The sequence below is a fragment of the Alishewanella sp. HL-SH06 genome (assembly GCF_052656265.1).
This window is the reverse complement of sequence record NZ_CP199752.1, coordinates 1,803,634-1,826,002: the sequence shown is the minus strand read 5'-3', so window position 1 is coordinate 1,826,002 and position 22,369 is coordinate 1,803,634. Positions and strand designations below refer to the sequence as shown.

The window sequence follows — 22,369 nt, the reverse complement described above, 5'->3', positions numbered from 1 at the left end:
CACAAAGACCACTTGGGTATGTCCCGCCGTGTCAGGATAGTTGTCCGGTCTTTTTTTCACAATAGTTAGCGTCAGACGGCGGGTGGTTAGCAGGTTGAAATGGCTATATCCCCAGAAAGAAAAGAAGCGATCTTAAAGAAGTTATTACCGCCAGTCAGTCGCTCAGTAGCGCAGTTGGCAAGAGAGGAAGGCATTTGCGAGCAGACGCTGTACAATTGGCGTAATCAGTTAAAAGCTCAAGGATATGCTGTGCCGGTAAGTGGACAAAAGCCTGATGATTGGTCAGGAGAAGCAAAATTGGCGGTGGTGATTGAAACTGCCCCGCTATCAGAGGCTGAGTTAAGCCAGTATTGCCGTGAAAAAGGCTTGTTGGTTGAGCAGGTTAAAGAGTGGCGCAGTGCCTGTGTGATGGGCAATATGAGCGAAGCTCAGCGCAAGGCTGCTGAGAAAAAGCAGTCTAGAGAAGATAAAAAGCGCATTAAAACGTTAGAGCGCGAGCTTAACCGTAAAGAAAAAGCCTTAGCGGAGGCGGCAGCGTTGCTGGTGCTGCGAAAAAAGCTCAGAGCGTACTACGGCGAGGAGGACGAGGACAGTTAACGTCGGTTAGTGAACGCAGCTTAAACCTGGTCTGGTTTGATGAAGCCGTGTTAGCCGGTGCCAGGCGTGATAAGGCTGCACAGGAGCTTGAGATACCGTTGCGTTCACTGCGCCGCTGGCGGGATGAGCAAGGTGTGGTGCTTGAAGATAAACGGCCAGTAGCCATCAGGCAAGAGCCGAAGAACAAGCTTAGTGAAACCGAGCGCGAGCAGATACTGGCCACCTGTAATGACGAAGAGTATGCCAGCTTACCGCCATCGCAAATTGTGCCGAGGTTGGCAGATAAAGGTGTTTATCTGGCGTCGGAATCGACGATGTATCGGGTATTAAAAGCGGCAAACCAACAGCACCATCGTGGCAAAAGCAAAGCACCTCAGAAGCGGCCAATGCCCACCAGTTACAGTGCGTCAGCACCCAATCAGGTGTGGTGTTGGGACATCAGCTATATGCCCTCAGGCATACGCGGTTTATACTGGTATTTATACGCGATCATCGATATTTACAGCCGAAAACTGGTGGCTTGGGAAGTACACGACAAGGAATGCAGTCAACTGGCCAGTGAGTTGGTACAGCGTGCGTTACTACGTGAACAGTGCCTGTTTAAACCACTGGTACTGCACTCAGATAACGGCAGTCCGATGAAAGGCAGTACGCTCAGGGTAAAATTGCAAGAATGGGGTGTAACCTCCTCATTCAGCCGGCCCAGAGTGAGCAATGATAATCCGTATGTGGAGTCGTTGTTCAAGACGGTGAAATATTGTCCGCAGTGGCCAACCGGCGGCTTTGCAACCGTAGGTAGTGCCAGAGAGTGGATGTTAGAATTTACACGCTTCTACAATAATGAGCATCGCCATAGTGGTATCAGGTTCGTGACACCGGCGCAGCGGCATCAGCACCAAGATACGGCTCTGCTGGAAAAGCGTAAAGCGGTATATGAACAAGCAAAGTCAGATTACCCACAGCGATGGGCTGGCAGAGCAACAAGAAACTGGAGCCCTATAGGGCCAGTAAGTCTGAATCCTGAGCGGGAAATCGTGCCAGTTCAGGCAGCAGCATAAAACGGGAAAATCGGACAACTACCTTGAAAAACTCCGATGTCGATTTAGTCAAAGCCAAATCCCCATAGAACAAAATTAAACTTTAGTTAGCCAAGTTGAGCGAAATTCTATTGCTGCTATGGAATAACTTGGTGGCAAAGCAGAAATTTTGAGTTTTTACACAGCCTGGGCCAATTGCAGACATTCCAACTTTAAGGCTGTAAAGTCCGCTTTTAGGTGTTAGCAGAACGCAAAGCTTTGGGGCGGCTGAAGCGCAGCGTAAGCCGTCCCAGCCGCGCATGCGGCGACAATAGCGCCTTGTTATACAAACTGACAACTTACCGCTTTTTTGGTGTTGCAGAGATACTGTATGTATTTCGTGGCAAAGGCGGTAAAGATCGAGTCACGATGTTACCTGAAAAGCTTGTTGAACCCCTTAAATTGCATATTGAAAAGGTTCGTGATCTTCATGAAAAGGATCTTTGCGAAGGTGAGGGTAAAACAAGTCTCCCGCCAGGGCTCGCTCGAAAATACCCTTACGCAATTTCTGATTTTAAGTGGCAATTTATATTCCCATCATCTGTCAGGTGTAAGCATCCAGTGGATGGATATGTTTGCCGCCATCACTTGCATTGGACGTCCCTAACAAAGAAATTAAGGAGCGCTGTTATACCATTCCGTCTAGTTTTCTGTTCTAATTGCAGGTTTCGAATAATCACTCGCTTAGCTTTATGAATCAAACCGCTGAAGAACTCCTCAAGCTCTCCCGAGCGGAGAAAAATGCGCGTAAACGCATGCGTTTACTCGCGATCGCGCAATTCCTTGAATGTAAAAACCGCACACAAGTCGCTAATCAATAGAAGGTCAGCCGCACCAGCGTCAATAACTGGGTGTCAAGTTACCTTGAAGCGGGCTTGGATGGTCTTGAAGCCCGCAAAGCAAAGGGGCGGATTCCTTATCTCAGCGCACAACAGCAAAAGCAATTAGGCGAGTTTATTGAATCGCATAGCCAAAGTGAGCAAGGTGGCAGACTGACCGGCGAGAAAATTCTTCACTACATCAAAACCGAGTTTGGTGTGGAGTACCACCACAACGCTATTTATAAACTCCTCAAACAGCTGGGATTTAGCACCACCTTAAGGTGGCTTTTTCGTTAGGCGCTGTGGCAGGTGTTCGCCGGATTACAGCAGCTGGCTTTGACTTCTGTCGCCGGATATCCCGCCTCTGTTAAGACCTCCATTACCTCTGCAGAGCTCAGTTCCGTGCTGAGCTGCAGCGTTTTGTCGGTCAGGTTCGTCTGTATTTTTGCATCACCATCTGCTGTGAGGATGGCTTTGGTAACCATGCTAACGCAGTGGCCACATGTCATGTCAGCGATATGGAATTTCATAGTGTTTCTCTCCTGTGGTGTGTTCATGACACAAGCTAATGCTTGCCACTGTGGTAAAGTCAAGCCGCTATTTTAAGTTTTTTTGAAAGTTGTTTGACCTTGCCATAATGGTAAGGTTTAGTCTTGTTATGCCTGATAACATTTCTCAACCTGGAGTCACGGATATGGCAGCAACAATACAACTTGCAATAAAGGGCATGACCTGTGCGTCCTGCGCGAATCGGATTGAAAATGCACTGCGCGCTGTGGCCGGCGTGACCTCAGCCAGCGTCAACCTGGCAACAGACATCGCAACGGTAGCAGGCGATGCCCGCTTTGACGAGCTTAGTGCAGCGGTAACCCGTGCCGGCTATGAACTGGACACGGCTAACCGGCAATATGCGGTAAAGGGTATGACCTGTGCGTCTTGCGCCGGCCGGGTGGAAAAAAGCCTGTTAAAGGTGCCTGGTGTGCTAAGCGCGTCAGTAAACCTGGCTACAGAGCAGGTAAGCCTGACCCTGTTACCCGCCACAGAAGACCGCGCCCTGAAACAGGCCGTTGCCGATGCCGGGTATGAGCTGATCCTCAGCCAGGCTTCGCCTGAGGCTCAAAATTCCCCTGCTCAACCACGACGTTTTTATCAGCGTGACAGCTGGCCAGTGATCGGTGCTGCCTTACTCACCCTGCCGTTAGTATTGCCGATGGTGGGCATGCTGTTCGGTGCCGACTGGATGTTGCCTGCCTTGTGGCAATGGCTGTTAGCAACACCGGTACAATTTTACTTTGGCGCGCGCTTTTACAAAGCCGGCTGGCATGCACTGAAAGCGGGCACCGGCAATATGGACCTGCTGGTATCAATGGGTACCAGTGCCGCTTATGGCTTATCGCTCTATCTGTGGTACAGCTTTGATGGGCATCATGGCGCACCACACCTGTACTTTGAAAGTGGCGCGGCAGTATTAACCCTGGTACTGCTGGGTAAGTTCCTGGAGAAACGCGCCAAGCGGCGTACGACCGATGCGCTGCAAGCACTGGAAAACTTAAAACCGACATCAGCAAGGGTCTGGCGCAATAATAGCTGGCACAGTATTGCAGCGGCTGAGCTGCTCAAAGGTGATCGCATTCAGGTGCTGCCAGGAGAACGGATACCGGCCGACGGCATAGTGACAGAGGGCAGCAGCCACGTGGATGAGGCACTAATCAGCGGCGAAAGTGTGCCGCTGCATAAAACCTCTGGCGATAAAGTGACGGGCGGCTCGGTTAATCTCGATGGTCGGCTGGAGTTCGAGGCCAGCGCCTTAGGTGCAGAATCCACCTTGTCAAAAATTATCCGCCTGGTAGAGCAGGCTCAGGGCGCGAAAGCACCAGTGCAAGCCCTGGTGGATAAGATAAGCAGTATCTTTGTACCGGTAGTATTACTGGTCGCCTTAGCCACCGTGCTGATTTGGGGTCTGGCGTTTGCCGATTGGCAGCAAGGTATTCTTAATGCAGTAGCGGTATTGGTTATAGCCTGTCCCTGTGCTTTGGGTCTGGCCACTCCGGCGACCATTATGGCCGGTACCGGCACAGCGGCGCGCCAGGGTATTTTGGTGAAAGATGCTGTCGCGCTGGAGCAGGCGACAAAAATTGATTATGTGGTGTTTGATAAAACCGGCACCCTCACCGAGGGTAAACCCGTATTAACGCAGCTGAATGCGCTTAACAACGAAACTGAGTTGGCCGCACTGGCCTATGCGTTATCACAGTACAGCGAACACCCACTGGCCAAAGCAATTGTTAGCTATGCTATCAACCACAATGTCGATTTATTGGCAGTATCGGATTTTGCTGTAGTGGCCGGAAAAGGCGTGAAAGCTAACGTCAAAGGCCGTGCGGTAATGCTGGGCTCAGGTAGCTGGATGAGAGAGATGGGGCTGACATTACCGCAAGACCTTATCGCAGTGCCGGGCGCCTCGGTATCCTGGCTGGCAGAGAAAACTGCTCAGGGCACGACATTACTCGGTTTGCTGTGTTTTGCCGATAAAGCCAAAGCCCAGGCAAAAAATGCGGTACATAAGTTACAAGCTGCCGGTATTCAGGTTGCCATGTTAACGGGTGATTCAGCGGCCAGCGCCGAGTATGTTGCCAAAGAGCTGGGGCTGGATAACTTTAACGCAGAAGTGCTGCCGCAGGGTAAAGCACAAGCCGTAGCGGCCTATCAGCAGCAAGGCTATAAAGTAGCGATGGTGGGCGATGGCATTAATGATGCCCCTGCTTTGGCTCAAGCTGATTTAGGTATCGCGATGGCAACAGGTACCGATGTTGCGGTCAGTGCGTCTGCATTTACGCTGATGCGTGGCGACCCGGAACTGGTTGCGACAGCACTGCTGCTCGCCAGTGCAACCTACCGTAATATTCAGCAAAATCTGTTCTGGGCCTTTGCCTTCAATACTATCGGTATACCGCTGGCGGCGCTGGGCTTTTTAAACCCGGTGATTGCCGGCGCAGCGATGGCCTGTAGCAGTGTGCTGGTGGTAACCAATGCCCTGCGTTTGCAACGCATGTCTTTTTAACAAGGAGCAGCAAATGGCGACCTTACTGACCATTGGTGATGCGGCAAAAGAGAGTGGCTTAAGCGCCAAAATGATCCGGCACTATGAGCAATCCGGTTTGCTGAGAAAATCACCACGCACTGATGCCGGTTACCGGCTTTACAACAGTGAGCAAATTAACCAGCTACGTTTTATTCGTCAGGCACGCAACCTGGGGTTTTCGTTACACGATATCCAGTCGCTGCTGGCATTATGGCAAGACCCACAGCGTGAAAGCCGGGTGGTAAAACAGCTGGCTCAGCAACACCTGGATGAAATTGCCGGCAAAATTGCCGAGCTGCAGCATATGCAGCAGGTGATGACGGAGCTGGCGGACAGCTGCCGGGGCGATAGCAGCCCACATTGCCATATCTTGCAGCAACTGGCGAAACCCGGCTGACATTATCGTGCTTCAATAAAAAAAGGGTATACGGATTTAATGGTTGATGGGGCACCTTCACCCCATCAATCTGATACCACCCTCAGATGGTTGATAGATCGACTCCGTAGTTGAGTTCCTCTGCGAAGTCCGGCAGTCCGTAACCGATGGTTTTCTTGTAGAAAGGAGAGACCTTCGCAGTCGGTGCCTTCTTCTTGTGCTTCGTGGTGTAGAGCATTCGTGCCCGCATCACCTCGAAGGAGTAACCGCGCCCTTCACGGTTCTTGTCCTTGGCCAGTCGGTTGATGGACTCCGTGTAAGCGTTGGTGACGGGCATGTCCGTCTCGAAGTAGGTCATGGTCTCTTCGCGCCAGTTTCCCACTGCCCTGACCAGATCGCTCCAGACTTCCTTTTGGCCCTTCGGGATGGTGGCTATCCACTTGTCCAGGGCGGCTTCTGCCTGGAGCCGTGTGGTGGCGTCCCAGATGCCGTAGAAGCGCTCCTTGTGCTCGTAGGCGGCCAGCAGTTGCGGGAACGCGCCTGTCCAAGTCTCCATGATGAGGCGCTCCCGGTCTGAGACTTCGTGAGCGCGTTTCAGCAGGATTTTCCGGTCTCCCTTGAGAGTCCGGCTCTGGGACGGTTTCAGCTCCTTTCTGAGGCCCTTGCGCACTCTCTCTAGGGCATCGTTGGCCATGCGTACCACATGGAACTTATCGACCACGATACGGGCCTGGGACAGCACAGCCTTGACCGCTGCCCGGTAGGGGTTCCACATGTCCATGCTGACGATCTCGACCTTCTGGCGGTCTTTCAGCTTCATCAGGTAGTTGGTCACCACGTCCTGACGGCGGGTAGCCAGCAGGTCGAGCAGGGTTCGCTCCTCGATGTTGGTCAGGATGCAGCGGTAGCGCTTGTTCAGGTATAGCTCGTCAATGCCCAGGATGCGGGGCGTCTCGAAGCGGTGCCAGCGCCCCAAGAACTCGGCGCGGGCGTCCGTTGAAGATGTCGCGTACCGTCTTCTCGTCCAGACCTGTCTGTGCCGCCACGAAGGTGTAGGGGTGGTTGAAGGATTCCTTCTCCACGTATTCATGCAGCCGCAGCGTCATACGGAAGCCGTCCACCATCTCCGGTAGCTGGGGCCTGAAGGTTGTCTTGCAGGCCCGGCAGGTGTACCGGCGGCGGACCACCCAGAGGGTGACCCGCTTGCCGTGGATGGGCAGATCACGATAGGGAACATCACGCTTGCCGAACCGCACGAACTCACCCTGCACTCCGCATTCTTCGCAGGCAATGGGATCGGGCGCGTCCACTTGGAAGTGCATGTCGTCGTCGGTGGTTTTGTAGCCCAGTACTTGGTATTGCGGCAGGTGAAGGATGTTGTCGGGAAGTTCGGTCATGGTGTTGTATAGGCGAAGGTTTCAGTCAGATCCATCCGACTCGGCATTGGTGTTTGTTTTTTTACCCAAAAAGCTGCCGGAAACTAAAAGTAAGGCACCGAGGACAATTGCAATATCAGCCAGGTTGAAGGCCGGCCAATGCCAGTCTCGCCAATAGAAATCAAAGGAATCCACAACATAGCCGCGAAAGACCCGGTCAATCAGGTTGCCCATGGCGCCACCGAGGATAAGACTGTAAGCGATGGCTTCTCCTTTATGACGATTTTCAAGGATCAGCTTGATCAGAAAAATCGAGACCACTACCGCGATTCCGATAAAAAAGTAGCGCTGCCAGCCTCCACCATTCGCAAAAAGACTGAATGCGGCACCGGTATTCCATACGTGTACCCAGTTAAAGAATGAGGTCACTGAAATAGACTCGCCATAGGCCATTGATTGTTGCACCAGCCATTTTACGGCCTGATCAGACGCTGCCAGCAGGCCGGAGATGGACAACAGAGCGTACGGTGACAGATGTTTGCCAAAAATGGACATTGCTTAATCCTTGAGCGCCAGAATGCGTCTAGCACCGTTAAGCACAATTACCCCCGCGATGGTGCCGATAATCAGATCCGGATAATTGGACCCGGTCCACGCGACCAGAGCGCCGGCGGTGATGACCCCCAGGTTGATCACCACGTCGTTGGCCGAGAATATCCAGCTTGCCTTCATGTGCGCCCCGCCCTCCCGATGTTTGGATATGAGCAGCAGACAACTGGTATTGGCAATCAATGCGACGAATGCGATAGCCATCATCACCAGGGATTCAGGCTCACTACCGAATACAAAGCGTCTCACCACCTCTATGAGTACGCCCACAGCCAAGATCAGTTGCAGTACACCAGCAAGATGCGCGGCACGTACCTGCATTTTCACGCTATGTCCAACCGCATAAAGGGCAAGCCCATACACCGCCGCATCGGCAAAATTGTCCAGGGATTCTCCAATCAGGCCGGTGGACCGGGCGATCAGACCGGCAGTCATTTCCACCACGAACAGAAGTGCATTGATGCCGAGCAACCAGCGCAGGGTCCCGGATTCTTGCTTAGCAGAAGCTGCCGAAAACTCGGCGGCCTTGATGGTCTCCGGATTTGCAGCAACGCTTTCCTGAAGCGCGGCGCCTAGCCCCAAGGTCTTCAGTTTCGAGGTGACGGGCTCGACCTCGCCGTCATGCACGACCTTCAGCCGGCGGTTCGACAAGTCGAAGGACAGCGCCCGAATCTCCTCAAAGCCGTTCAGGGCTAGGCGAATCATTCGTTCTTCTGATGGACAGTCCATCTTCGGCACGGCATAAACACTGACCCATCTCCCCGACGCATCGGAGGAGGCCTGCATATCGGTATCCGCCGCAGGCCTTGCATGGTCGCCACAGGGGCCTCCGCAGTTTTTACTCATGATATGACTCCACTTGAATGTGATCGGGTTTTCATTTAAAACTATATAGTCGCTATAAGGTCAATAGCGTAGAGAATCCGTTGCGGAGGAACCCGATGCGTATTGGTCAGTTGGCACAGTCAGTAGGGGTAGATACACAGACGATCCGCTTCTACGAACGGCAGGGCTTGTTGCCGCCGCCTGGTCGGCAGGAGAACGGTTACCGTGTCTATACCGAGAAACACGTTGAGCGGCTGGCCTTTATTCGTCGCTGCCGCATCCTGGATCTGTCACTGGCAGAAATTCACGAACTAAAGCGCTATCAGGACGACCCTCATCAGTCCTGTACCGCTGTCAATGCCTTGCTCGATGATCACATCTCTCATGTGCGGTCGCAGATAACCGCTCTGCAAGCGCTTGAGAAACAACTCGTTTCACTGAGAGCGAGTTGCAACGATGACCGGGAAGTTGAGGCGTGTGGGGTTCTTGCTGGAATTAGCGAAGGAAACATGCACCAGCAGTAGGTGAAGCATCAACCAGATAATCCGATGAGATGCCGGTCTGTCTCACTCTCATGCAAAGGTAAGATCAACCATTTAATCCGCTTACCCTAAAAAAACACCACTTTAAAAGTGGTGTTTTTTTAAGCGCCTATTATTGGCTACTGCATCGAAGCATCGCTGATGTGGGCGTAGACGCTGGCGCTGCCATCTTTGTTTAGCAGCAGAATGTCGTACGGCATAAAGCGGTCTTCGACCTCCATGCCCGGTGAGCCGAGCGGCATCGCCGGTACACTCAGGCCAATCGCATCCGGATGCGACTCAGCGAGGAATTGCCGGATGTATTTAGCAGGGATATGGCCTTCAAAAGCATAGCCCTGCTCCGATACGGCGGTGTGACAGGAATAATACTGTGGTGAGATACCGTAGCGGGCTTTAATGCCACTTAAATCATCATAATTTTTCGTATGTGCAACCACTCCCTGCTGTTCAAGGTGCAATACCCACTTTTTACAGCAACCGCAGCTTGGCGTTTTGTATACCGTGAGGGTTAGTGCTGCCGCATTGCCAGCACTGTCGGACAAAGCTGTAGTTTCCGGTTTAGCCGGGCCGGCGTCTTTACAACCAGCCAATAGCGCAGTGGCTGCCAGCATTGCCGCTATCAGAGTTAACTTCATAGTGCTCTCCCGCTGTTGCCTTAGTGCGACCAGTGCACATGCACGATCTTCCAACCGTCGCCGTTATCTACCAGCACCAGCGTTTCTTTACTGATAACGTCAACCGGCTTGCCTTTATAGTCGCCAGTCAGTTGGCTGCGGCTAACCGAATAGGCCACCTTGCCCAGCACCTTGGTCTGATGTTCCAGCGCCTCTACCTGTACCGCCGCCATAAATTTCATATCGGCCAGCATATGGTGACTGGCATACTCATCTGCCGAGCGCTCTACGCCATTACCTTCGACAATCAGTACGTCATCTGCCAGCATGGCGCGGGCAGCATTGGCATCACCAGCGCGTAACGCCTGATGAAACGCTTTTACCGCCTGAGCGGCAGCGGTGCTTTCGCCGACAAACAAGGCCGGGGCGGCATGCTTTTCATTGCCGTGCGCCTGCACACTAACGGGGCATAGCAACGCCAGGCCCAGGCTGATGGCAGACAAGGTTTGAATTTTATTGCGAAACATATTAGGTATCCTGTTGTAATTATTAGAATAAAGCAGGCTTAATGTGCTAAGCCCACCACAGTGGTAAAGCTGCTGCTGGTTGCCAGAACCAATAGCGCCAACAGCATTTCGATAAAAATAGACCGTGCCAGCAAGCGGCTGTTCTGATGCTTCGCCAGCGCGTTGACCAGCTTAAATTTATGCCAGGCGGCCAGCAGTAACATGGCCGCGACCAACATCAGCTTAAACAGCAGCAAACGGCCATAATCGGTTACAAACAACTGGCTAAGTGGGTCAAGCAGTTGCAGTAAGATCAACACGCCACAGCTGATAAGCAATACCAGCAGATAAAGCGCAACCTGACCGAACTGCTGCATCAGCGCCAGCAGCCTGTCTGGTGCCAAGCGGTAACAGCTTTGCCACAGCGGCAGCAAGGAGCCTACCCAGGCCGCTATTGCCAGCACATGCAGCGTCAGTAACAGCTGCCACAGGCCTGCCAAACTGGCCACATGGCCGGTTTGGCTGAAACTGCCGGCCAGCAAAAACGCAGCCAGGCTAACAAGCGCAATGCTCACCGTGTTGCCGCTGTGTTTAACGCGCCGGGCCCAAAGCCACAGCGCTGCATAACCGCATAACCATAAAAGCAGCTGGGTGCGCATTGCCGATTGCCAAACCATCTGTAGCATCAGCCTGTCGGCCATGCCAGCTACGCCTGTTTCGGCCAGCGCACCAGCCTGCAGCGGCAGATACAGTAACGCCAGCACCATACCTGCGGCCGACCACCCCAGTACAAGGCGTTTTAACCACAGCCGAAAGGCAAGGCTATCAGACGGTGGCTGAGCCAGCGCCGGCAACTGCAGCAAAAACGCCGCACCAATACTGCCGCTAACCGCTAAATAACTCAGCAGCTTGTGGGCGAATAAGGCTAATACCCAGGTATCGCTAAACATCGCCAATCTCAAGCCATCTAGTGCTGATGCGCGTGCGCGCTATCAGCTTTCACCCCGGCGTCAGCGCCGGCGTGGAGCATAAAACTGAAATCACCTTTCATTTTATGACCGTCTTCGCCCAAACCTACCCAGTTAACCTGATAACTACCGATCTCCAGCACTGGCAACGGCCAGCTAAACTGCGTGGCGACAGCGGTGGGCGTAAAGCCAAAATCGACAGTGTTACCGTTATCGTGCAACAGCGTGACTTTCGTCAGCCGGATCGGGCCACTAAAGCTGATACTGAGTACATCCGGTGCCTGCATTAGCATGGCGTTATCCGCCGGCACCGAGCCGCTTTGTTTAACATGCGCCAGCACAGGCCCGGCAAACGCCAAACAGAGCAGAGTAAGCAGCGGGATTAATTTTTTCATGTTGATCACCTTATTTATTAAAACTCTGATCTATTAAAACCAGAAACGCACACCGGCAACCCAGGATGTTTCTGCTGTCGATGCATCCTGCAGGCGGGCAAAATCTGCCGTGTTACCATATTTGTTATGCCACTCTACCCCGACATAGGGTGCGAACTGGCGGGAGAATTCATAGCGCAGCCGAAGCCCTGCCCCCAGTGAAGACAGGCCTTTACCCAGCTGATTGACCTCATCGTCTTTGCCATAGGCTGTCAGCTCCGCCCGGGCCTGCAGGATCAGGCGCTGCGTTAACAGCAGCTCATATTCCGCTTCGGCACTTAACGCGGTGCGACCACCAGTGCCCAGATAAGCCGTGACATCCACTTCAAACCAGTACGGCGCCAAACCCTGCACACCCAATGCTAACCACTGCCGGTTGGTGCCATCGGCAACCTGATCCAGGCGCAGCCCAAGCTGACCATCCCAATAGGCTGCTATCGCGTGGCTCCATAACAGCTCGGTGCTGCTCTCTTCCAGCTTGCCGTCACTGACTTCAGCTTCGGTTTTCAGCACCAACCGATCATAGGTCGTACCATACCAGGCTTGCAGCTCCAGTTCGCCAGCTTCACTGTCGGCATTGTATTCCAGCCGATCGCCCAGCACGGACCACTGTGGATGTTCAACGCCGTGCTTTAAATGGCGTGAATCGGCCATGCCATAGGGCCCGTCAGTCAGGGTGTAGCCGTTGGAGTAGGCATGTGGATCGCGGGCATTAGCCGGCGCCTTACCGCCTTGCATCTGCATATCGGCATGGTTCATCGTGCTGTGATCCATACTGCTGTGATCCACGGCCTGCTCAGCATGGGTCATTTCACTATGGTTCATCTCGGTATGATCCATTTTGCTATGGTCCACTTCGCTGTGGTCCATCTGGCTATGGTCTACGGCCTGCTCAGCGTGGCCCATTTTACTGTGGTCCATGCCGCTATGATCCATCTGACTGTGATCCATGTCACTAGGGTTCGTCTGGCTATGGTCAACCGCCTGCTCAGCGTGGTTCATCTTGCTATGATCCATTTTGCCGTGGTCCATTTTGCTGTGGTCCATGCCACTGTGCGTTGGTACCGGCGGTTTCTCAGTGGCGTTCTGCGCTGCCACGCCAGGGCTGAGCGCCACAGTACAGGCCAGCGCCAGCAGCGACAAGGTTAGCGTTACGTTGGCTGTTTTCATGACACCACCACTTCTCTGAACATACCCGCATCCATATGGAACAATAAATGACAATGCCAGGCCCAGCGCCCGACATCATGCGGCGTGGTTAAAAAGCTGATGCGCTGCGCCGGTTGCACCGGAATGGTATGGCGGCGTACCTGTACGGCACCGTTGTCACTTTCCAGATCACTCCACATACCGTGCAAATGCATCGGGTGGGTCATCATGGTGTCGTTTTGCAAGATCACCCGGATACGCTGATTGTGCTTCATATGCACCGGTGTGCTTTTACTGAACTCTAAGCCATCGAATGACCAGGTGTAGCGCTCCATATTGCCGGTCAGATGCAGCTCAATTTCCGCCTCCGGGCCGCCCGGCTCAATAATACCGTCCAGCGAATGTAAATCGGCCAGGGTCAGCGCGCGCCGCCCGGTATTGCGCAAACCAATGCCCGGATCGTCCAGGTTGGTTCTTGGCATATCCACCCGCATATCCACCGACGGGCCATACTCGGTGCTGGCATGACGCACAGTTGAACTGGCTTTGGCATAAGGCACCGCCGGGCCATGCTGACTGTGATCGATAGCCATAGCACCATGCTGGCTATGATCTTCCGCGCCATTGCCGTGCGCCATCGCGCTGTGGCCGTGGCTGTGGCTGTCGCTTGCGCCATGGTTCATATTACCCATCATGTCAGCCATCGTCAGCCACTCCACCGGATCCAGTGCCGGCACCGGGGCGTGCAAGCCCTCGGCCACGGCCAGGGTACCGCGGGCATAGCCACTGCGGTCCATACTCTGGGCGAAAATGGTGTATGCATCCGCTTGTGGCGACACGATAACATCATAGGTTTCGCCCGGGCCAAAGCGGAATTCATCCACCGTCACCGGGTGCACATTCTGGCCGTCAGCCTGCACCACGGTCATTTTCAGCTCGGGAATACGCACATCAAAAAAGCTGTTGCTGGAGCCATTGATAAACCGCAGCCGCACGCGCTCACCGCGCTTAAATAAACCGCGCCAGTTGGCCAGCGGTGTGCTGCCATTCATTAAGAAGGTTAAGACAGCGGCTGACAAATCCGCTAAATCGGTTGGATTCATGCGCATTTGCTGCCACATCTGCCGTTTTGCCAGCGCCGCGTCCAGCCCTCTGTCAGTGATATCGCGCAGCATGTCCTGCACTGTTGGCTGATTAAAATTGTACAAATCACTTTGCACTTTTAATTTGCGAAACACCGTATGTGGATCTTCATCGGTCCAGTCTGACAGCTGCACCACATATTCGCGATCGGCGGCAATTACATCCTGCGCTTTGGGTTCAATGATCAGCGCGCCATACATGCCGGTCATTTCCTGAAAGCCACTGTGCGAGTGATACCAGTACGTGCCGCTTTGCTTTAACGTAAAACGATAGACAAAGGTTTCGCCGGGCATAATGCCTCTGAAGCTCATGCCGGGTACGCCGTCCATCTGGTAGGGTAAAATAATACCGTGCCAGTGAATTGAGCTGGGCACCGACAAGGTATTGGTTACCCGTATGGTGACCTCATCGCCTTCGCGCAAGCGTAAGGTCGGTGCCGGTATCGAACCATTGATGGTGGTGGCTTTACGGACCACGCCGGTAAAATTTACCAGCGCTTCGCCGATGGTTAAATCAATCACGTTACCGCTGAGCTCAGTGGCATAGCCGGTAAAGGCATTATCTTTAAAGGCGCTACCCGCCCTGACGATATGCGGAAAAGTGGCCAGCACGCCGCCCACCGCCAGCCCCTGCACAAACCGGCGCCGTGAAACCGATACCGGCATCATGGTGTTAGCCTTTATCATCTGCAACCTCCAATACTCTCTATATGCGTAGCAGTGTAGAGGACGAAACTGTCAGCAGCATGACATGAACATGACAAAGTTGTAATCTTGCTGTCATGTTGCTGTTTGGCGGTTTATGGCCTAATACTGCCAAAGCTATGTTTGGAGATGACAAGATGCGTTTGCTGATTGTGGAAGATGAACAAAAAACCGGCGACTATCTGAAGCAAGGCCTGAGCGAAGCCGGTTTTCAGGTGTCACTGGTCAGAAATGGCCTGGATGGCCATCATCTGGCGATGACAGAAGATTTCGATTTAATCATGCTGGATGTGATGCTGCCGGACGTCAGCGGCTTACGCATTGTGCAGGCGCTAAGAGAAAACCATAACCACACGCCGGTACTGTTTCTGTCGGCCCGCGACAGTGTCGACGACCGGGTAAAAGGCCTGGAGCTTGGCGCCGACGACTACCTGATCAAACCCTTTGCTTTCTCTGAAGTGCTGGCCCGGGTCAGAACCCTGCTACGGCGTGGTCAGGCCGTACCGCAGTCAGAATTATTGCAGGTCGCCGATTTACAACTGGATATCGCCAAGCGTAAAGCCAGCCGCAGCGGCGCCAAAATAACATTGAGTAATCAGGAATTTAGCTTGCTTGAGCTGCTGATGCGCCGCCGCGGCGAAGTACTGCCACGCTCGCTTATCGCCTCGCAGGTGTGGGATATGAATTTTGACAGCGACACCAATGTTATCGATGTAGCTATCCGCCGCTTGCGCGCCAAAATTGATGATGGCTTTGCGGCAAAACTGATCCACACCGTGCGCGGTATGGGCTATAAACTGGACGATGAGCAAACTGATGCATAAAGCTGGCAAACGCCCTCTCTCGATCACCGTTCGCGTGGTACTTTTTGTCGCGCTAACCATTTCGATTTGCCTGTTCTTCGTGCAGCAATTACTGCTCAGCTCAGTCGAACATCACTTTATCGAGCAGGACGCCGACGAATTAGCCGTGATCCTGCACGCGGTTGAGCACACGCTGACTACCGCTCAGGACGGCCAGCAACAGCCGGCACAGACGCTGGCCAAAGCGGTATCGGGCCATCACGGTGTTTACTATCAGGTGATGGATAGCCAAAACCGCTTACTGTACCGCAATGCCGACGTTGACTTAAGCCTGCTGGCTGCCAACACCCCGGCCAGCGCCGACTACAATGCCAAAACCATCCACCACTGGCAGCTGGACGGCAAAGCCTATCGCGGTGTGTTCAGCCGCCTGACCACGGCAGATCAGCACTATAAGGTAATTGCTGCTATTGATATCAGTTTTCATACCCATTTCTTGGCGCAGTTACAGCGCAGCCTGGGGCTGATTTTACTCGGCTCTGCACTGCTCACCTTGCTGGCGGCCTGGCTGGCGGTGCATCAGGGGTTGAATCCACTCAGAGGCCTTAGCGAACAAATGCGTGATATTCAAACCAGTAAACTGGATATTCGCTTGTCCCCGGGCGAGGTCCCGACCGAACTGCGCCACATGGTGCAGTCTTTTAATCTGATGTTAGATCGGCTGGAGCAGGGGTTTACCAAGCTGTCGCACTTTAGTGCCGACATCGCCCACGAGCTGCGCACGCCGCTGACCAATATGATCACGCAAACGCAGGTCAGCTTATCGCGCGCGCGCAGCGCCGACGAGTACCAGAATCTGCTGTTCTCCAATCTGGAAGAGCTGGAGCGGCTGAATAAAATGATTAGCGATATGCTGTGGCTGGCCAAAAGTGACAATGGCCTGTTAACACTGCAAAAGCAGCCGCTGGAGCTAAAGCAGGAAGTGGCCGCAATTTTCAACTTTTTCGAAGCCTGGGCGGCAGAAAGTCAGGTTGGCCTTAGCTATCACGGTGCCAATATTATTGTGCAGGCAGATCGCACCTTGCTGCGCCACGCCCTGACCAATTTATTATCCAATGCGCTTAGGTATACCCCGCCCGGCGAAACCATTACCGTCAGCACCACCGCAGCAGCCGACAGCACCACCATCACGGTAGAAAACCCGGGCCAGCCGATCCCGCCACAGCATTTGCCGTTTTTATTCGATCGCTTCTATCGTGCTGACGCCTCGCGCCAACGCCAGATAGAAGGCTCGGGTTTGGGCCTAGCCATTACCAAAGCCATAGTCGAAGCTCATCAGGGCCAGTTAAGCGTCGAATCAGATGCGCGCTCTACCCGCTTTAGCATCAGGCTTAAACTGGCGTGACGTCGGTTAAACTCACCGCGGTGCTATGCGGTATTAGCCAAGTAACATCCACAGCGCCACGCCAAACATCAGGCTGGCGCCGATGCGGTTTAAATACTGCACCCGGTTAGTTTTACTAAAAAACAGCGCCAAAGCTTTGCCGCCACTGGCGTACAGCAACATAGAGCCAAATTCCAACAACAGAATAATTGCCACTAACACCAGCAACTGCGGCCAGAATGCCAGCTGGCTATCGATAAAGGGCGGCAGCAGCGCCATATGAAACGCCCAGCCTTTGGGGTTAGACACTGCCGTAATAAAACCCTGGCTAAATAAAGTACGCCGCGCCAGCCTGGCAGGCAGCTCGCCTGGTTGCGGCAACGCCAGTTTGCCTTTAGCACGCCACATTTGCAGGCCTATGTAAGTGAGATATACCGCACCGGCAACTTTAAAACCCTGAAAAAAAGCCGGAAACTGCAGCATTATCGCCGCCACACCGCACACCGCCAGTATTGCCACCAACGCCACGCCGAGCATTTCGCCCCACATCATCCACAGCGTACGGCGCACGCCCTGGCTCATGCCCAACGTCATCGCCAGTGTCATGCACATGCCCGGGGTAACCTAAACAAACAAAAACGTCGGAATAAACGCGCCCAGCAACGCCAGATTAACCATAACCACCTCAACTGCAAGATGGCGCTATTCTGGCCGGTTGCAGCAGCGCCAGCAAGGGCGTTAAGCGGGGTTTTTAGTCAACCCGGCGCAGTAGCAAAATTATTCACAAAGAGGTTTTATTGCAATGGTAAGCAGGCAAAGTAGGAACGCTATTTAAAGGATTTAGCCCAAAAATCAAAGCGACTCTCGCGGTATATCTTTGCCTTGCCCTGCACGCAGTTCTTCCTGCTGCGGTAACTCCTGCCAGCATCCTGCCAACTCACGTACGGTTTGCGGCCAGTCGGCGTGATAGCCTTTGTAGTCTTGCTCGTTACCGGGATAAGTAGTTGGTTCAGTCATAGCTAGCTCCAAGCCCTTATTTAAGAGTAAGTATAACGTTGCTGGTTGCAGAATCTAGTAAGCATTACCTTCCCGCATTTGTTATTAGATAGTTACCCTGACACCATTTCTTGCTTTCGCCTCTTTTAATGCATAAATTAATCACTATAATTTAACTTTTTAATTACGTTGCACAAAAAGGAATCGGTGCTATGGAGCAACAATCTGTTTTAAAAGATGTTTTTATCTCAATGGGTGCATGGGTTTGCTGTGTTTGCCTTGATAGCAGCTGGGTTACCACACCCTCAGCGCGGTTTTTATGCCCAAGAGACCAGGTGCGCTCTCCGGTTACAAAGGGATTTGAATGCCCCATACGTTTTGCAATGCGTCTATCTCGCTCGCGCTCCCACTCGGTAACGGGAAACTGCTTATCCCAAGCCATTAAAAGCTGCTGTTGTTGGCGAGACATGTTGAGGTCATAACGGTCGTGCATGTAAAAGTAAATCCGAGCGATTTGCCCTTTAATCGCATCGCGCGGCTCTGCGGCTCTTGCACTAAAATCGATTTTAACCGGACATTGACCATGCTGCGGCTTGGCATTAGAAAGCATGGTGAAGTTGAAATTGGAGCGGTCGGCATTGACTGGAACAGCTTTATCAGCGATACCCATCGAATGATCAAGATGTGCTCTAGAGAGTGGGCTGTACTGAACAAACTTTAAGATGGAATGGTATTATACGGTCAGGTGTTCAGAAACACGTTACCGCACACACATTCAGGCACTCTTTCGCAACGCAGCTTTTAAAAGCGGGAACAGACATTCGTACAGTTCAAGAGCTGTTAGGGCATACGGATTTGAAGACAACTCAAATATATACACATGTCATCGGTCAACATTCATCAGGGACAATTAGCAGGGTGAGATTACGAGTGGTCATTTAATCACCACACTCATGCCAGCTTCCAACACCGCATCAAGATAAGCCTCATTCATCAATGCCTGACGCTGCTTTCTTCTGATACTCATTTTTCGCTTCTCAGCGCGTAACATATTCAAGCCGAAGTGTCGCATCGTGGCAAGATTGGCTGCTGCATTACCACGGTATATCTGGCACGCATCCTCACTTAAGCTCACATCCAGCACCCAGTGCAGCTGGTTTTCAATACACCAATGCTCGCGTACTGCCTGGGACAGCCTTTCTGCGGTAAGGTCGGCTGAGCTGATAAAATAACGTTGCTCTAACACCGCACGCTTGTGCTTTTCCACCCGGTAAGTCGTTGCCATGCCTAAGGTTGTCAGCGCTGGCCAGGCAGCTTTGAGTTTTTCCGGTAATTCGCTGGCCGGACAGACCTGGAATTCACGGTACTCTAGACGCCCACGGTTCTTTTCCAGTGACTGCGCTGCACTATCTTTATGCGCTTTACCCGCAAAGACTTGTTTTACTGCATCGTGCAGATGACCTTGGTTGCCTTTAACCGTCAACAGGTAATCAGCTTTTTTATCTACTATCTGCTGCGCTATCTCTTTCTGGCATCCCATTGCATCCAAACTGACCAGGCATCCTTTAAGCTCCAGCAAGTTAAGTAGCTGAGGTATCGCCGTAATTTCGTTGCTCTTCTCGTCCGTTTTAACCTGGCCCATTACCACACCATTGGCGCTGGCAAAGGCGCTAACCATATGAATAGAAGAGCAGCGGTCTTCCCGGTTGTAGGAGCCGCGAAGCGTTTTGCCGTCGATTGCGACCACCTGACCATCGGTAAGCTCTGTACAAGCCTGCATCCAACTGGCAAAGCAGCGCTGCAAGGCTTCGCTGTCCAGCAGTGACATCACCCGCGCGATGGTGTCGTGTACCGGCAAACCCAGTTTAAAAAAGCCATGTTCTTGCAGCCAGTCAAAGCGGTTTTCGCCGAAATCTTCAATATCTTCCCAGCCCTCACAGCCAGCAATGACTGCGCAAAGCGTTAAAAACACTACGTCAAACAAGGGGTAAACGACCTTAGCGGCTTGCCTTGGGTCTTCTAATTCTGAAAAGTGCTCTGCAAAAATATCGATGTTCATAAACTGGCTCCGCGTAAAAGCCAGTATCTGATCACAGCTGAAGATCGGGGTCAATCAGTTATGCTAAAGTGCGTACTAAATGTTCGTGATCTTGCCCTGGGACAATTAGCCCTATAGACCGATAATTTCGTTTTAAATAAACCGGGCTTCATGTCCGGTTTTGCGGTAAAAGCGGTCATTCGCATGCGGATTGTGTTGAGGTGCTGAATCTCTGCTTTTCGCTCAAAGCAGTCTTTGTTATTAATGAATGATTGCAGCAATCAATGGTCCTTGATTGTGAAAGTTATGGCCTATAGAAATTGCAACCAGTGGTCCCTTTAAAGTGAAACAGGTGGTAATTTAGGGTGATCTTTTACATATATTATTAGATGGTCGATGAACTTTAATTTCGTATGTTGATGCACCGGCTGCATTCGTTATCAAAGTGATCTTTGCACAATCTAATAGCATGAACATCATCAAACTATGCAACTGAGCTACAACAACGTTAATTTAATATCTCAATGGAAGTAATATTTGAAATTTTTAATAAAACCGGGCCGCCCTACTCGTCCTCTGGCACATAAACCATTAAGTCCTCTACCCTGCAATCAAAATACTTGCATAGCGCTTCTATAGCAGACGTTGTTGTTGAATGACGGCTAGCAGGATTTAACATTTTAGAAAGCGATGTTCTGTTTACACCTGTAGCAGCTGAAACCTCGGTTAAGGTTATTTTTCGTATTTCTTTTTTCTCTTTCTCGGCCACGAGTTCTTTAATTCTGAAAACAATCATAAAAAAACACCAAAAAATATCAAAAGTTCTTTGACAGAACAAAAAAGCATGGTTAATATGTTCCTCAAGAGAACGTTTGTTCTTTATCAGAACGGAGAATGCTATGTCTAATACGTTATTAAGCGCAAAAGAACTGGCTGAGCGGATTAAGTTTAGCCCAGTTTATATCAACAAGTCACTCAGAGATACGGTATTTTTAGAAGGGATCCACTACATTCGGCCATTTAACGGCCGCAAAATTCTTTATATCTGGGAAACGATAGAAGAAGCGATGTACCGCAGTTCAACGCGGAATCAGCTGTACATTCCAATGGCAAATGGGAGAATTTGTCATGGCTAGTATCGGCGTTCGCAATAATAAACTACTCATCGATTTTAGATATTGTGGTGTTCGTTGTAGAGAGCAGACAGAGCTGGATAACACTCCAGCTAATGTCAGAAAGCTAAATAAGCTTATTAATAACATTGATACAGACATCCGTTTGGAATGCTTTGTCTATCGTGATTATTTTCCTGGATCAACTAAAGCTGCTCAATTCAGTCGTAAGGATGACGAAGCGGCAAAAAGAAAAGCTGAAACCATGGCCAATTATCAACCCAGTATAGCCAAAGTTCCAGAGGTTCTTTTTGCTGAATTTTCAAAAGAATGGTTCGATGAAAACGCAGTGCGTTGGAAAAACAGCTATACCCAGACTATATCCTTTATTATCAAAAGCTACCTCAATACCGAATTCGGTGATGTACCGCTTAACCTGATCACTAAAGCAGCTATTTTGAAGTTCCGAGCTCGAATTGCCAATACTCAAGAAGATGGTAAAAAACGCTCAGCTGATTTTGTTAATCATGTAATGACGCCACTAAGGATGATCCTAGCAGAAGCAGGAGATCGTTACGGCTTTCGCTCACCTTTTGAAAACATTAAACCTCTTCGTGTCGACAAAACTGACGTAGAACCATTTTCATTAGAAGAAGTGAAACTGATCCTTGAAGAAATTCGAGCTGATTTTCATGCATATTTTACCGTTCGGTTTTTTACTGGCATGCGAACATCAGAATGTGACGGTCTGAAATGGAAGTATGTTGATTTTCAACGAGAGCTTATTTTAATTCGTGAAACTAACGTCAACGGGGTAATCGAGACGACAAAGACAGTAGGATCATATCGCGAAATTAAAATGTCCTCTTTAGTCTTTCAAGCGTTAAAACAACAATTCGCTACCACCTCAAACAAAAGTGAGTTTGTATTTTGCACTAACAAGGGCACACCGCTGGATCATCGGAATGTGCGAGATCGCATTTGGAAGCCATTGCTAGAAAAACTTGGACTCACCTATCGACGTCCTTATCAAACTCGGCATACCGCTGCCACGTTATGGCTGGCAGCGGGTGAGTCTCCCGAGTGGATAGCTCGGCAAATGGGTCATACAACAACCAAGATGTTATTCGAAACATACAGTCGCTATGTGCCAAACCTTACTCGCCAAGATGGCAGTGCTTTTGAACGTTTATTAAACAATAATTTATGATAAA

General features: G+C 51.5%; 21 protein-coding genes and 4 pseudogenes. 10 read left to right on the top strand and 15 right to left on the bottom strand.

Features of this window, described 5'->3' with window-relative positions; translation table 11 throughout:
* Positions 1–99 precede the first annotated feature (99 nt).
* Positions 100–1,655, top strand: a protein-coding gene (locus tag ACUJFK_RS08455) for an IS3 family transposase (protein ID WP_445424806.1) whose coding sequence is annotated in 2 segments (ribosomal slippage) — positions 100–583 and positions 583–1,655 — 1,557 coding nt in all. Because the reading frame shifts where the segments join, the coding sequence is not laid out codon by codon here.
* 866 nt (positions 1,656–2,521) lie between these two features.
* Positions 2,522–2,791: pseudogene (locus ACUJFK_RS08450) on the top strand (helix-turn-helix domain-containing protein); the annotation flags it as partial.
* Here the strand turns inward: ACUJFK_RS08450 and ACUJFK_RS08445 are convergent.
* A complete protein-coding gene (locus tag ACUJFK_RS08445; protein ID WP_092797183.1) occupies positions 2,788–3,024 on the bottom strand; it encodes a heavy-metal-associated domain-containing protein in 237 nt (78 codons plus the stop codon). The pseudogene ACUJFK_RS08450 and the gene ACUJFK_RS08445 overlap by 4 nt on opposite strands.
* Before the next feature lie 164 nt (positions 3,025–3,188).
* On the opposite strand from ACUJFK_RS08445, the gene ACUJFK_RS08440 reads away from it, so the two are divergent.
* Together ACUJFK_RS08440 and cueR are read left to right on the top strand one after the other, a co-directional pair.
* The gene (locus ACUJFK_RS08440; RefSeq protein ID WP_445426671.1) at positions 3,189–5,555 is read left to right on the top strand and encodes a heavy metal translocating P-type ATPase; all 2,367 of its coding nucleotides are present in this window, start codon (positions 3,189–3,191) and stop codon (positions 5,553–5,555) included.
* 13 nt (positions 5,556–5,568) lie between these two features.
* The gene (cueR, locus tag ACUJFK_RS08435; protein WP_445426670.1) at positions 5,569–5,973 is read left to right on the top strand and encodes a Cu(I)-responsive transcriptional regulator; all 405 of its coding nucleotides are present in this window, start codon (positions 5,569–5,571) and stop codon (positions 5,971–5,973) included.
* Positions 5,974–6,055: 82 nt separating this feature from the next.
* Here the strand turns inward: cueR and ACUJFK_RS08430 are convergent.
* The 3 genes and pseudogenes from ACUJFK_RS08430 to ACUJFK_RS08420 all read right to left on the bottom strand — a co-directional run bounded on the left by ACUJFK_RS08430 (position 6,056) and on the right by ACUJFK_RS08420 (position 8,783).
* Positions 6,056–7,349 (bottom strand): annotated as a pseudogene (locus ACUJFK_RS08430) (ISL3-like element ISPpu12 family transposase).
* Between the two features lie 21 nt (positions 7,350–7,370).
* Entirely contained in the window at positions 7,371–7,883 is a 513-nt protein-coding gene (gene lspA, locus ACUJFK_RS08425; protein ID WP_445424813.1) for a signal peptidase II, read from the bottom strand.
* A 3-nt stretch (positions 7,884–7,886) separates the two neighbouring features.
* On the bottom strand, positions 7,887–8,783 hold the full coding sequence (locus ACUJFK_RS08420; protein WP_445424812.1) for a cation transporter: 897 nt from the start codon (positions 8,781–8,783) through the stop codon (positions 7,887–7,889).
* Between the two features lie 95 nt (positions 8,784–8,878).
* On the opposite strand from ACUJFK_RS08420, the gene cadR reads away from it, so the two are divergent.
* Positions 8,879–9,286, top strand: a complete 408-nt coding sequence (cadR, locus tag ACUJFK_RS08415; RefSeq protein WP_024126910.1) for a Cd(II)/Pb(II)-responsive transcriptional regulator — start codon at positions 8,879–8,881, stop codon at positions 9,284–9,286.
* Positions 9,287–9,423: 137 nt separating this feature from the next.
* On the opposite strand, the gene ACUJFK_RS08410 is transcribed toward cadR, so the two are convergent.
* The 6 genes from ACUJFK_RS08410 to ACUJFK_RS08385 all read right to left on the bottom strand — a co-directional run bounded on the left by ACUJFK_RS08410 (position 9,424) and on the right by ACUJFK_RS08385 (position 14,804).
* Entirely contained in the window at positions 9,424–9,939 is a 516-nt protein-coding gene (locus tag ACUJFK_RS08410; RefSeq protein ID WP_215398801.1) for a DUF411 domain-containing protein, read from the bottom strand.
* Positions 9,940–9,959: 20 nt separating this feature from the next.
* Positions 9,960–10,445, bottom strand: a complete 486-nt coding sequence (locus tag ACUJFK_RS08405; protein ID WP_147904812.1) for a YybH family protein — start codon at positions 10,443–10,445, stop codon at positions 9,960–9,962.
* Positions 10,446–10,483: 38 nt separating this feature from the next.
* A complete protein-coding gene (locus tag ACUJFK_RS08400; protein WP_259238239.1) occupies positions 10,484–11,374 on the bottom strand; it encodes a CopD family protein in 891 nt (296 codons plus the stop codon).
* 17 nt (positions 11,375–11,391) lie between these two features.
* Positions 11,392–11,787 (bottom strand): copper resistance CopC family protein, encoded by a 396-nt coding sequence (locus tag ACUJFK_RS08395; RefSeq protein WP_008224208.1) that lies wholly within the window; start codon positions 11,785–11,787, stop codon positions 11,392–11,394.
* 33 nt (positions 11,788–11,820) lie between these two features.
* Positions 11,821–12,636 carry a copper resistance protein B gene (locus ACUJFK_RS08390; protein WP_409976794.1) on the bottom strand — a complete coding sequence of 272 codons (816 nt, stop codon included), beginning with the start codon at positions 12,634–12,636 and terminating at the stop codon, positions 11,821–11,823.
* A gap of 356 nt (positions 12,637–12,992) precedes the next feature.
* Entirely contained in the window at positions 12,993–14,804 is a 1,812-nt protein-coding gene (locus ACUJFK_RS08385) for a copper resistance system multicopper oxidase (protein ID WP_445426669.1), read from the bottom strand.
* Between the two features lie 155 nt (positions 14,805–14,959).
* Here ACUJFK_RS08385 and ACUJFK_RS08380 point away from each other — a divergent pair, with 155 nt between their 5' ends.
* Both ACUJFK_RS08380 and ACUJFK_RS08375 read left to right on the top strand, forming a co-directional pair.
* Positions 14,960–15,646 carry a heavy metal response regulator transcription factor gene (locus tag ACUJFK_RS08380; protein WP_008950841.1) on the top strand — a complete coding sequence of 229 codons (687 nt, stop codon included), beginning with the start codon at positions 14,960–14,962 and terminating at the stop codon, positions 15,644–15,646.
* Complete coding sequence (locus tag ACUJFK_RS08375) at positions 15,639–17,030, top strand: Cu(+)/Ag(+) sensor histidine kinase (protein ID WP_445426668.1); 1,392 nt, start codon at positions 15,639–15,641, stop codon at positions 17,028–17,030. The genes ACUJFK_RS08380 and ACUJFK_RS08375 overlap by 8 nt, the downstream gene beginning before the upstream one ends.
* 33 nt (positions 17,031–17,063) lie before the next feature.
* On the opposite strand, the pseudogene ACUJFK_RS08370 reads toward ACUJFK_RS08375, so the two are convergent.
* The 3 genes and pseudogenes from ACUJFK_RS08370 to ACUJFK_RS08360 form a co-directional block, all read right to left on the bottom strand.
* A pseudogene (locus ACUJFK_RS08370) lies at positions 17,064–17,687 on the bottom strand (LysE family translocator).
* 174 nt (positions 17,688–17,861) lie between these two features.
* Entirely contained in the window at positions 17,862–18,026 is a 165-nt protein-coding gene (locus tag ACUJFK_RS08365; RefSeq protein WP_157999935.1) for a hypothetical protein, read from the bottom strand.
* Positions 18,027–18,189: 163 nt separating this feature from the next.
* Entirely contained in the window at positions 18,190–18,675 is a 486-nt protein-coding gene (locus ACUJFK_RS08360) for an endonuclease I family protein (protein ID WP_218141421.1), read from the bottom strand.
* A gap of 74 nt (positions 18,676–18,749) precedes the next feature.
* On the opposite strand from ACUJFK_RS08360, the pseudogene ACUJFK_RS08355 reads away from it, so the two are divergent.
* A pseudogene (locus ACUJFK_RS08355) lies at positions 18,750–18,947 on the top strand (tyrosine-type recombinase/integrase); the annotation flags it as partial.
* Here ACUJFK_RS08355 and ACUJFK_RS08350 read toward each other — a convergent pair.
* Positions 18,940–20,064 carry an ISAs1 family transposase gene (locus ACUJFK_RS08350; RefSeq protein ID WP_420934092.1) on the bottom strand — a complete coding sequence of 375 codons (1,125 nt, stop codon included), beginning with the start codon at positions 20,062–20,064 and terminating at the stop codon, positions 18,940–18,942. The pseudogene ACUJFK_RS08355 and the gene ACUJFK_RS08350 sit on opposite strands and share 8 nt — an antisense overlap.
* 544 nt (positions 20,065–20,608) lie before the next feature.
* A complete protein-coding gene (locus tag ACUJFK_RS08345) occupies positions 20,609–20,839 on the bottom strand; it encodes a helix-turn-helix domain-containing protein (RefSeq protein ID WP_445426667.1) in 231 nt (76 codons plus the stop codon).
* Positions 20,840–20,942: 103 nt separating this feature from the next.
* Here ACUJFK_RS08345 and ACUJFK_RS08340 point away from each other — a divergent pair, with 103 nt between their 5' ends.
* Together ACUJFK_RS08340 and ACUJFK_RS08335 are read left to right on the top strand one after the other, a co-directional pair.
* Positions 20,943–21,179 carry a hypothetical protein gene (locus ACUJFK_RS08340; RefSeq protein WP_445426666.1) on the top strand — a complete coding sequence of 79 codons (237 nt, stop codon included), beginning with the start codon at positions 20,943–20,945 and terminating at the stop codon, positions 21,177–21,179.
* Positions 21,172–22,365 carry a tyrosine-type recombinase/integrase gene (locus tag ACUJFK_RS08335; RefSeq protein ID WP_445426665.1) on the top strand — a complete coding sequence of 398 codons (1,194 nt, stop codon included), beginning with the start codon at positions 21,172–21,174 and terminating at the stop codon, positions 22,363–22,365. The genes ACUJFK_RS08340 and ACUJFK_RS08335 overlap by 8 nt, the downstream gene beginning before the upstream one ends.
* Positions 22,366–22,369 lie beyond the last annotated feature (4 nt).

What these genes read in the sequence shown, in the direction of transcription:
- ACUJFK_RS08445 (WP_092797183.1), bottom strand. Translation starts at nt 3,024, where the DNA reads ATGAAATTCCATATCGCTGACATGACATGTGGCCACTGCGTTAGCATG.
- ACUJFK_RS08440 (WP_445426671.1), top strand. Translation starts at nt 3,189, where the DNA reads ATGGCAGCAACAATACAACTTGCAATAAAGGGCATGACCTGTGCGTCC.
- cueR (WP_445426670.1), top strand. Translation starts at nt 5,569, where the DNA reads ATGGCGACCTTACTGACCATTGGTGATGCGGCAAAAGAGAGTGGCTTA.
- lspA (WP_445424813.1), bottom strand. Translation starts at nt 7,883, where the DNA reads ATGTCCATTTTTGGCAAACATCTGTCACCGTACGCTCTGTTGTCCATC.
- ACUJFK_RS08420 (WP_445424812.1), bottom strand. Translation starts at nt 8,783, where the DNA reads ATGAGTAAAAACTGCGGAGGCCCCTGTGGCGACCATGCAAGGCCTGCG.
- cadR (WP_024126910.1), top strand. Translation starts at nt 8,879, where the DNA reads ATGCGTATTGGTCAGTTGGCACAGTCAGTAGGGGTAGATACACAGACG.
- ACUJFK_RS08410 (WP_215398801.1), bottom strand. Translation starts at nt 9,939, where the DNA reads ATGAAGTTAACTCTGATAGCGGCAATGCTGGCAGCCACTGCGCTATTG.
- ACUJFK_RS08405 (WP_147904812.1), bottom strand. Translation starts at nt 10,445, where the DNA reads ATGTTTCGCAATAAAATTCAAACCTTGTCTGCCATCAGCCTGGGCCTG.
- ACUJFK_RS08400 (WP_259238239.1), bottom strand. Translation starts at nt 11,374, where the DNA reads ATGTTTAGCGATACCTGGGTATTAGCCTTATTCGCCCACAAGCTGCTG.
- ACUJFK_RS08395 (WP_008224208.1), bottom strand. Translation starts at nt 11,787, where the DNA reads ATGAAAAAATTAATCCCGCTGCTTACTCTGCTCTGTTTGGCGTTTGCC.
- ACUJFK_RS08390 (WP_409976794.1), bottom strand. Translation starts at nt 12,636, where the DNA reads ATGACCCATGCTGAGCAGGCCGTGGATCACAGCAGTATGGATCACAGC.
- ACUJFK_RS08385 (WP_445426669.1), bottom strand. Translation starts at nt 14,804, where the DNA reads ATGATAAAGGCTAACACCATGATGCCGGTATCGGTTTCACGGCGCCGG.
- ACUJFK_RS08380 (WP_008950841.1), top strand. Translation starts at nt 14,960, where the DNA reads ATGCGTTTGCTGATTGTGGAAGATGAACAAAAAACCGGCGACTATCTG.
- ACUJFK_RS08375 (WP_445426668.1), top strand. Translation starts at nt 15,639, where the DNA reads ATGCATAAAGCTGGCAAACGCCCTCTCTCGATCACCGTTCGCGTGGTA.
- ACUJFK_RS08365 (WP_157999935.1), bottom strand. Translation starts at nt 18,026, where the DNA reads ATGACTGAACCAACTACTTATCCCGGTAACGAGCAAGACTACAAAGGC.
- ACUJFK_RS08360 (WP_218141421.1), bottom strand. Translation starts at nt 18,675, where the DNA reads ATGGGTATCGCTGATAAAGCTGTTCCAGTCAATGCCGACCGCTCCAAT.
- ACUJFK_RS08350 (WP_420934092.1), bottom strand. Translation starts at nt 20,064, where the DNA reads ATGAACATCGATATTTTTGCAGAGCACTTTTCAGAATTAGAAGACCCA.
- ACUJFK_RS08345 (WP_445426667.1), bottom strand. Translation starts at nt 20,839, where the DNA reads ATGATTGTTTTCAGAATTAAAGAACTCGTGGCCGAGAAAGAGAAAAAA.
- ACUJFK_RS08340 (WP_445426666.1), top strand. Translation starts at nt 20,943, where the DNA reads ATGTCTAATACGTTATTAAGCGCAAAAGAACTGGCTGAGCGGATTAAG.
- ACUJFK_RS08335 (WP_445426665.1), top strand. Translation starts at nt 21,172, where the DNA reads ATGGCTAGTATCGGCGTTCGCAATAATAAACTACTCATCGATTTTAGA.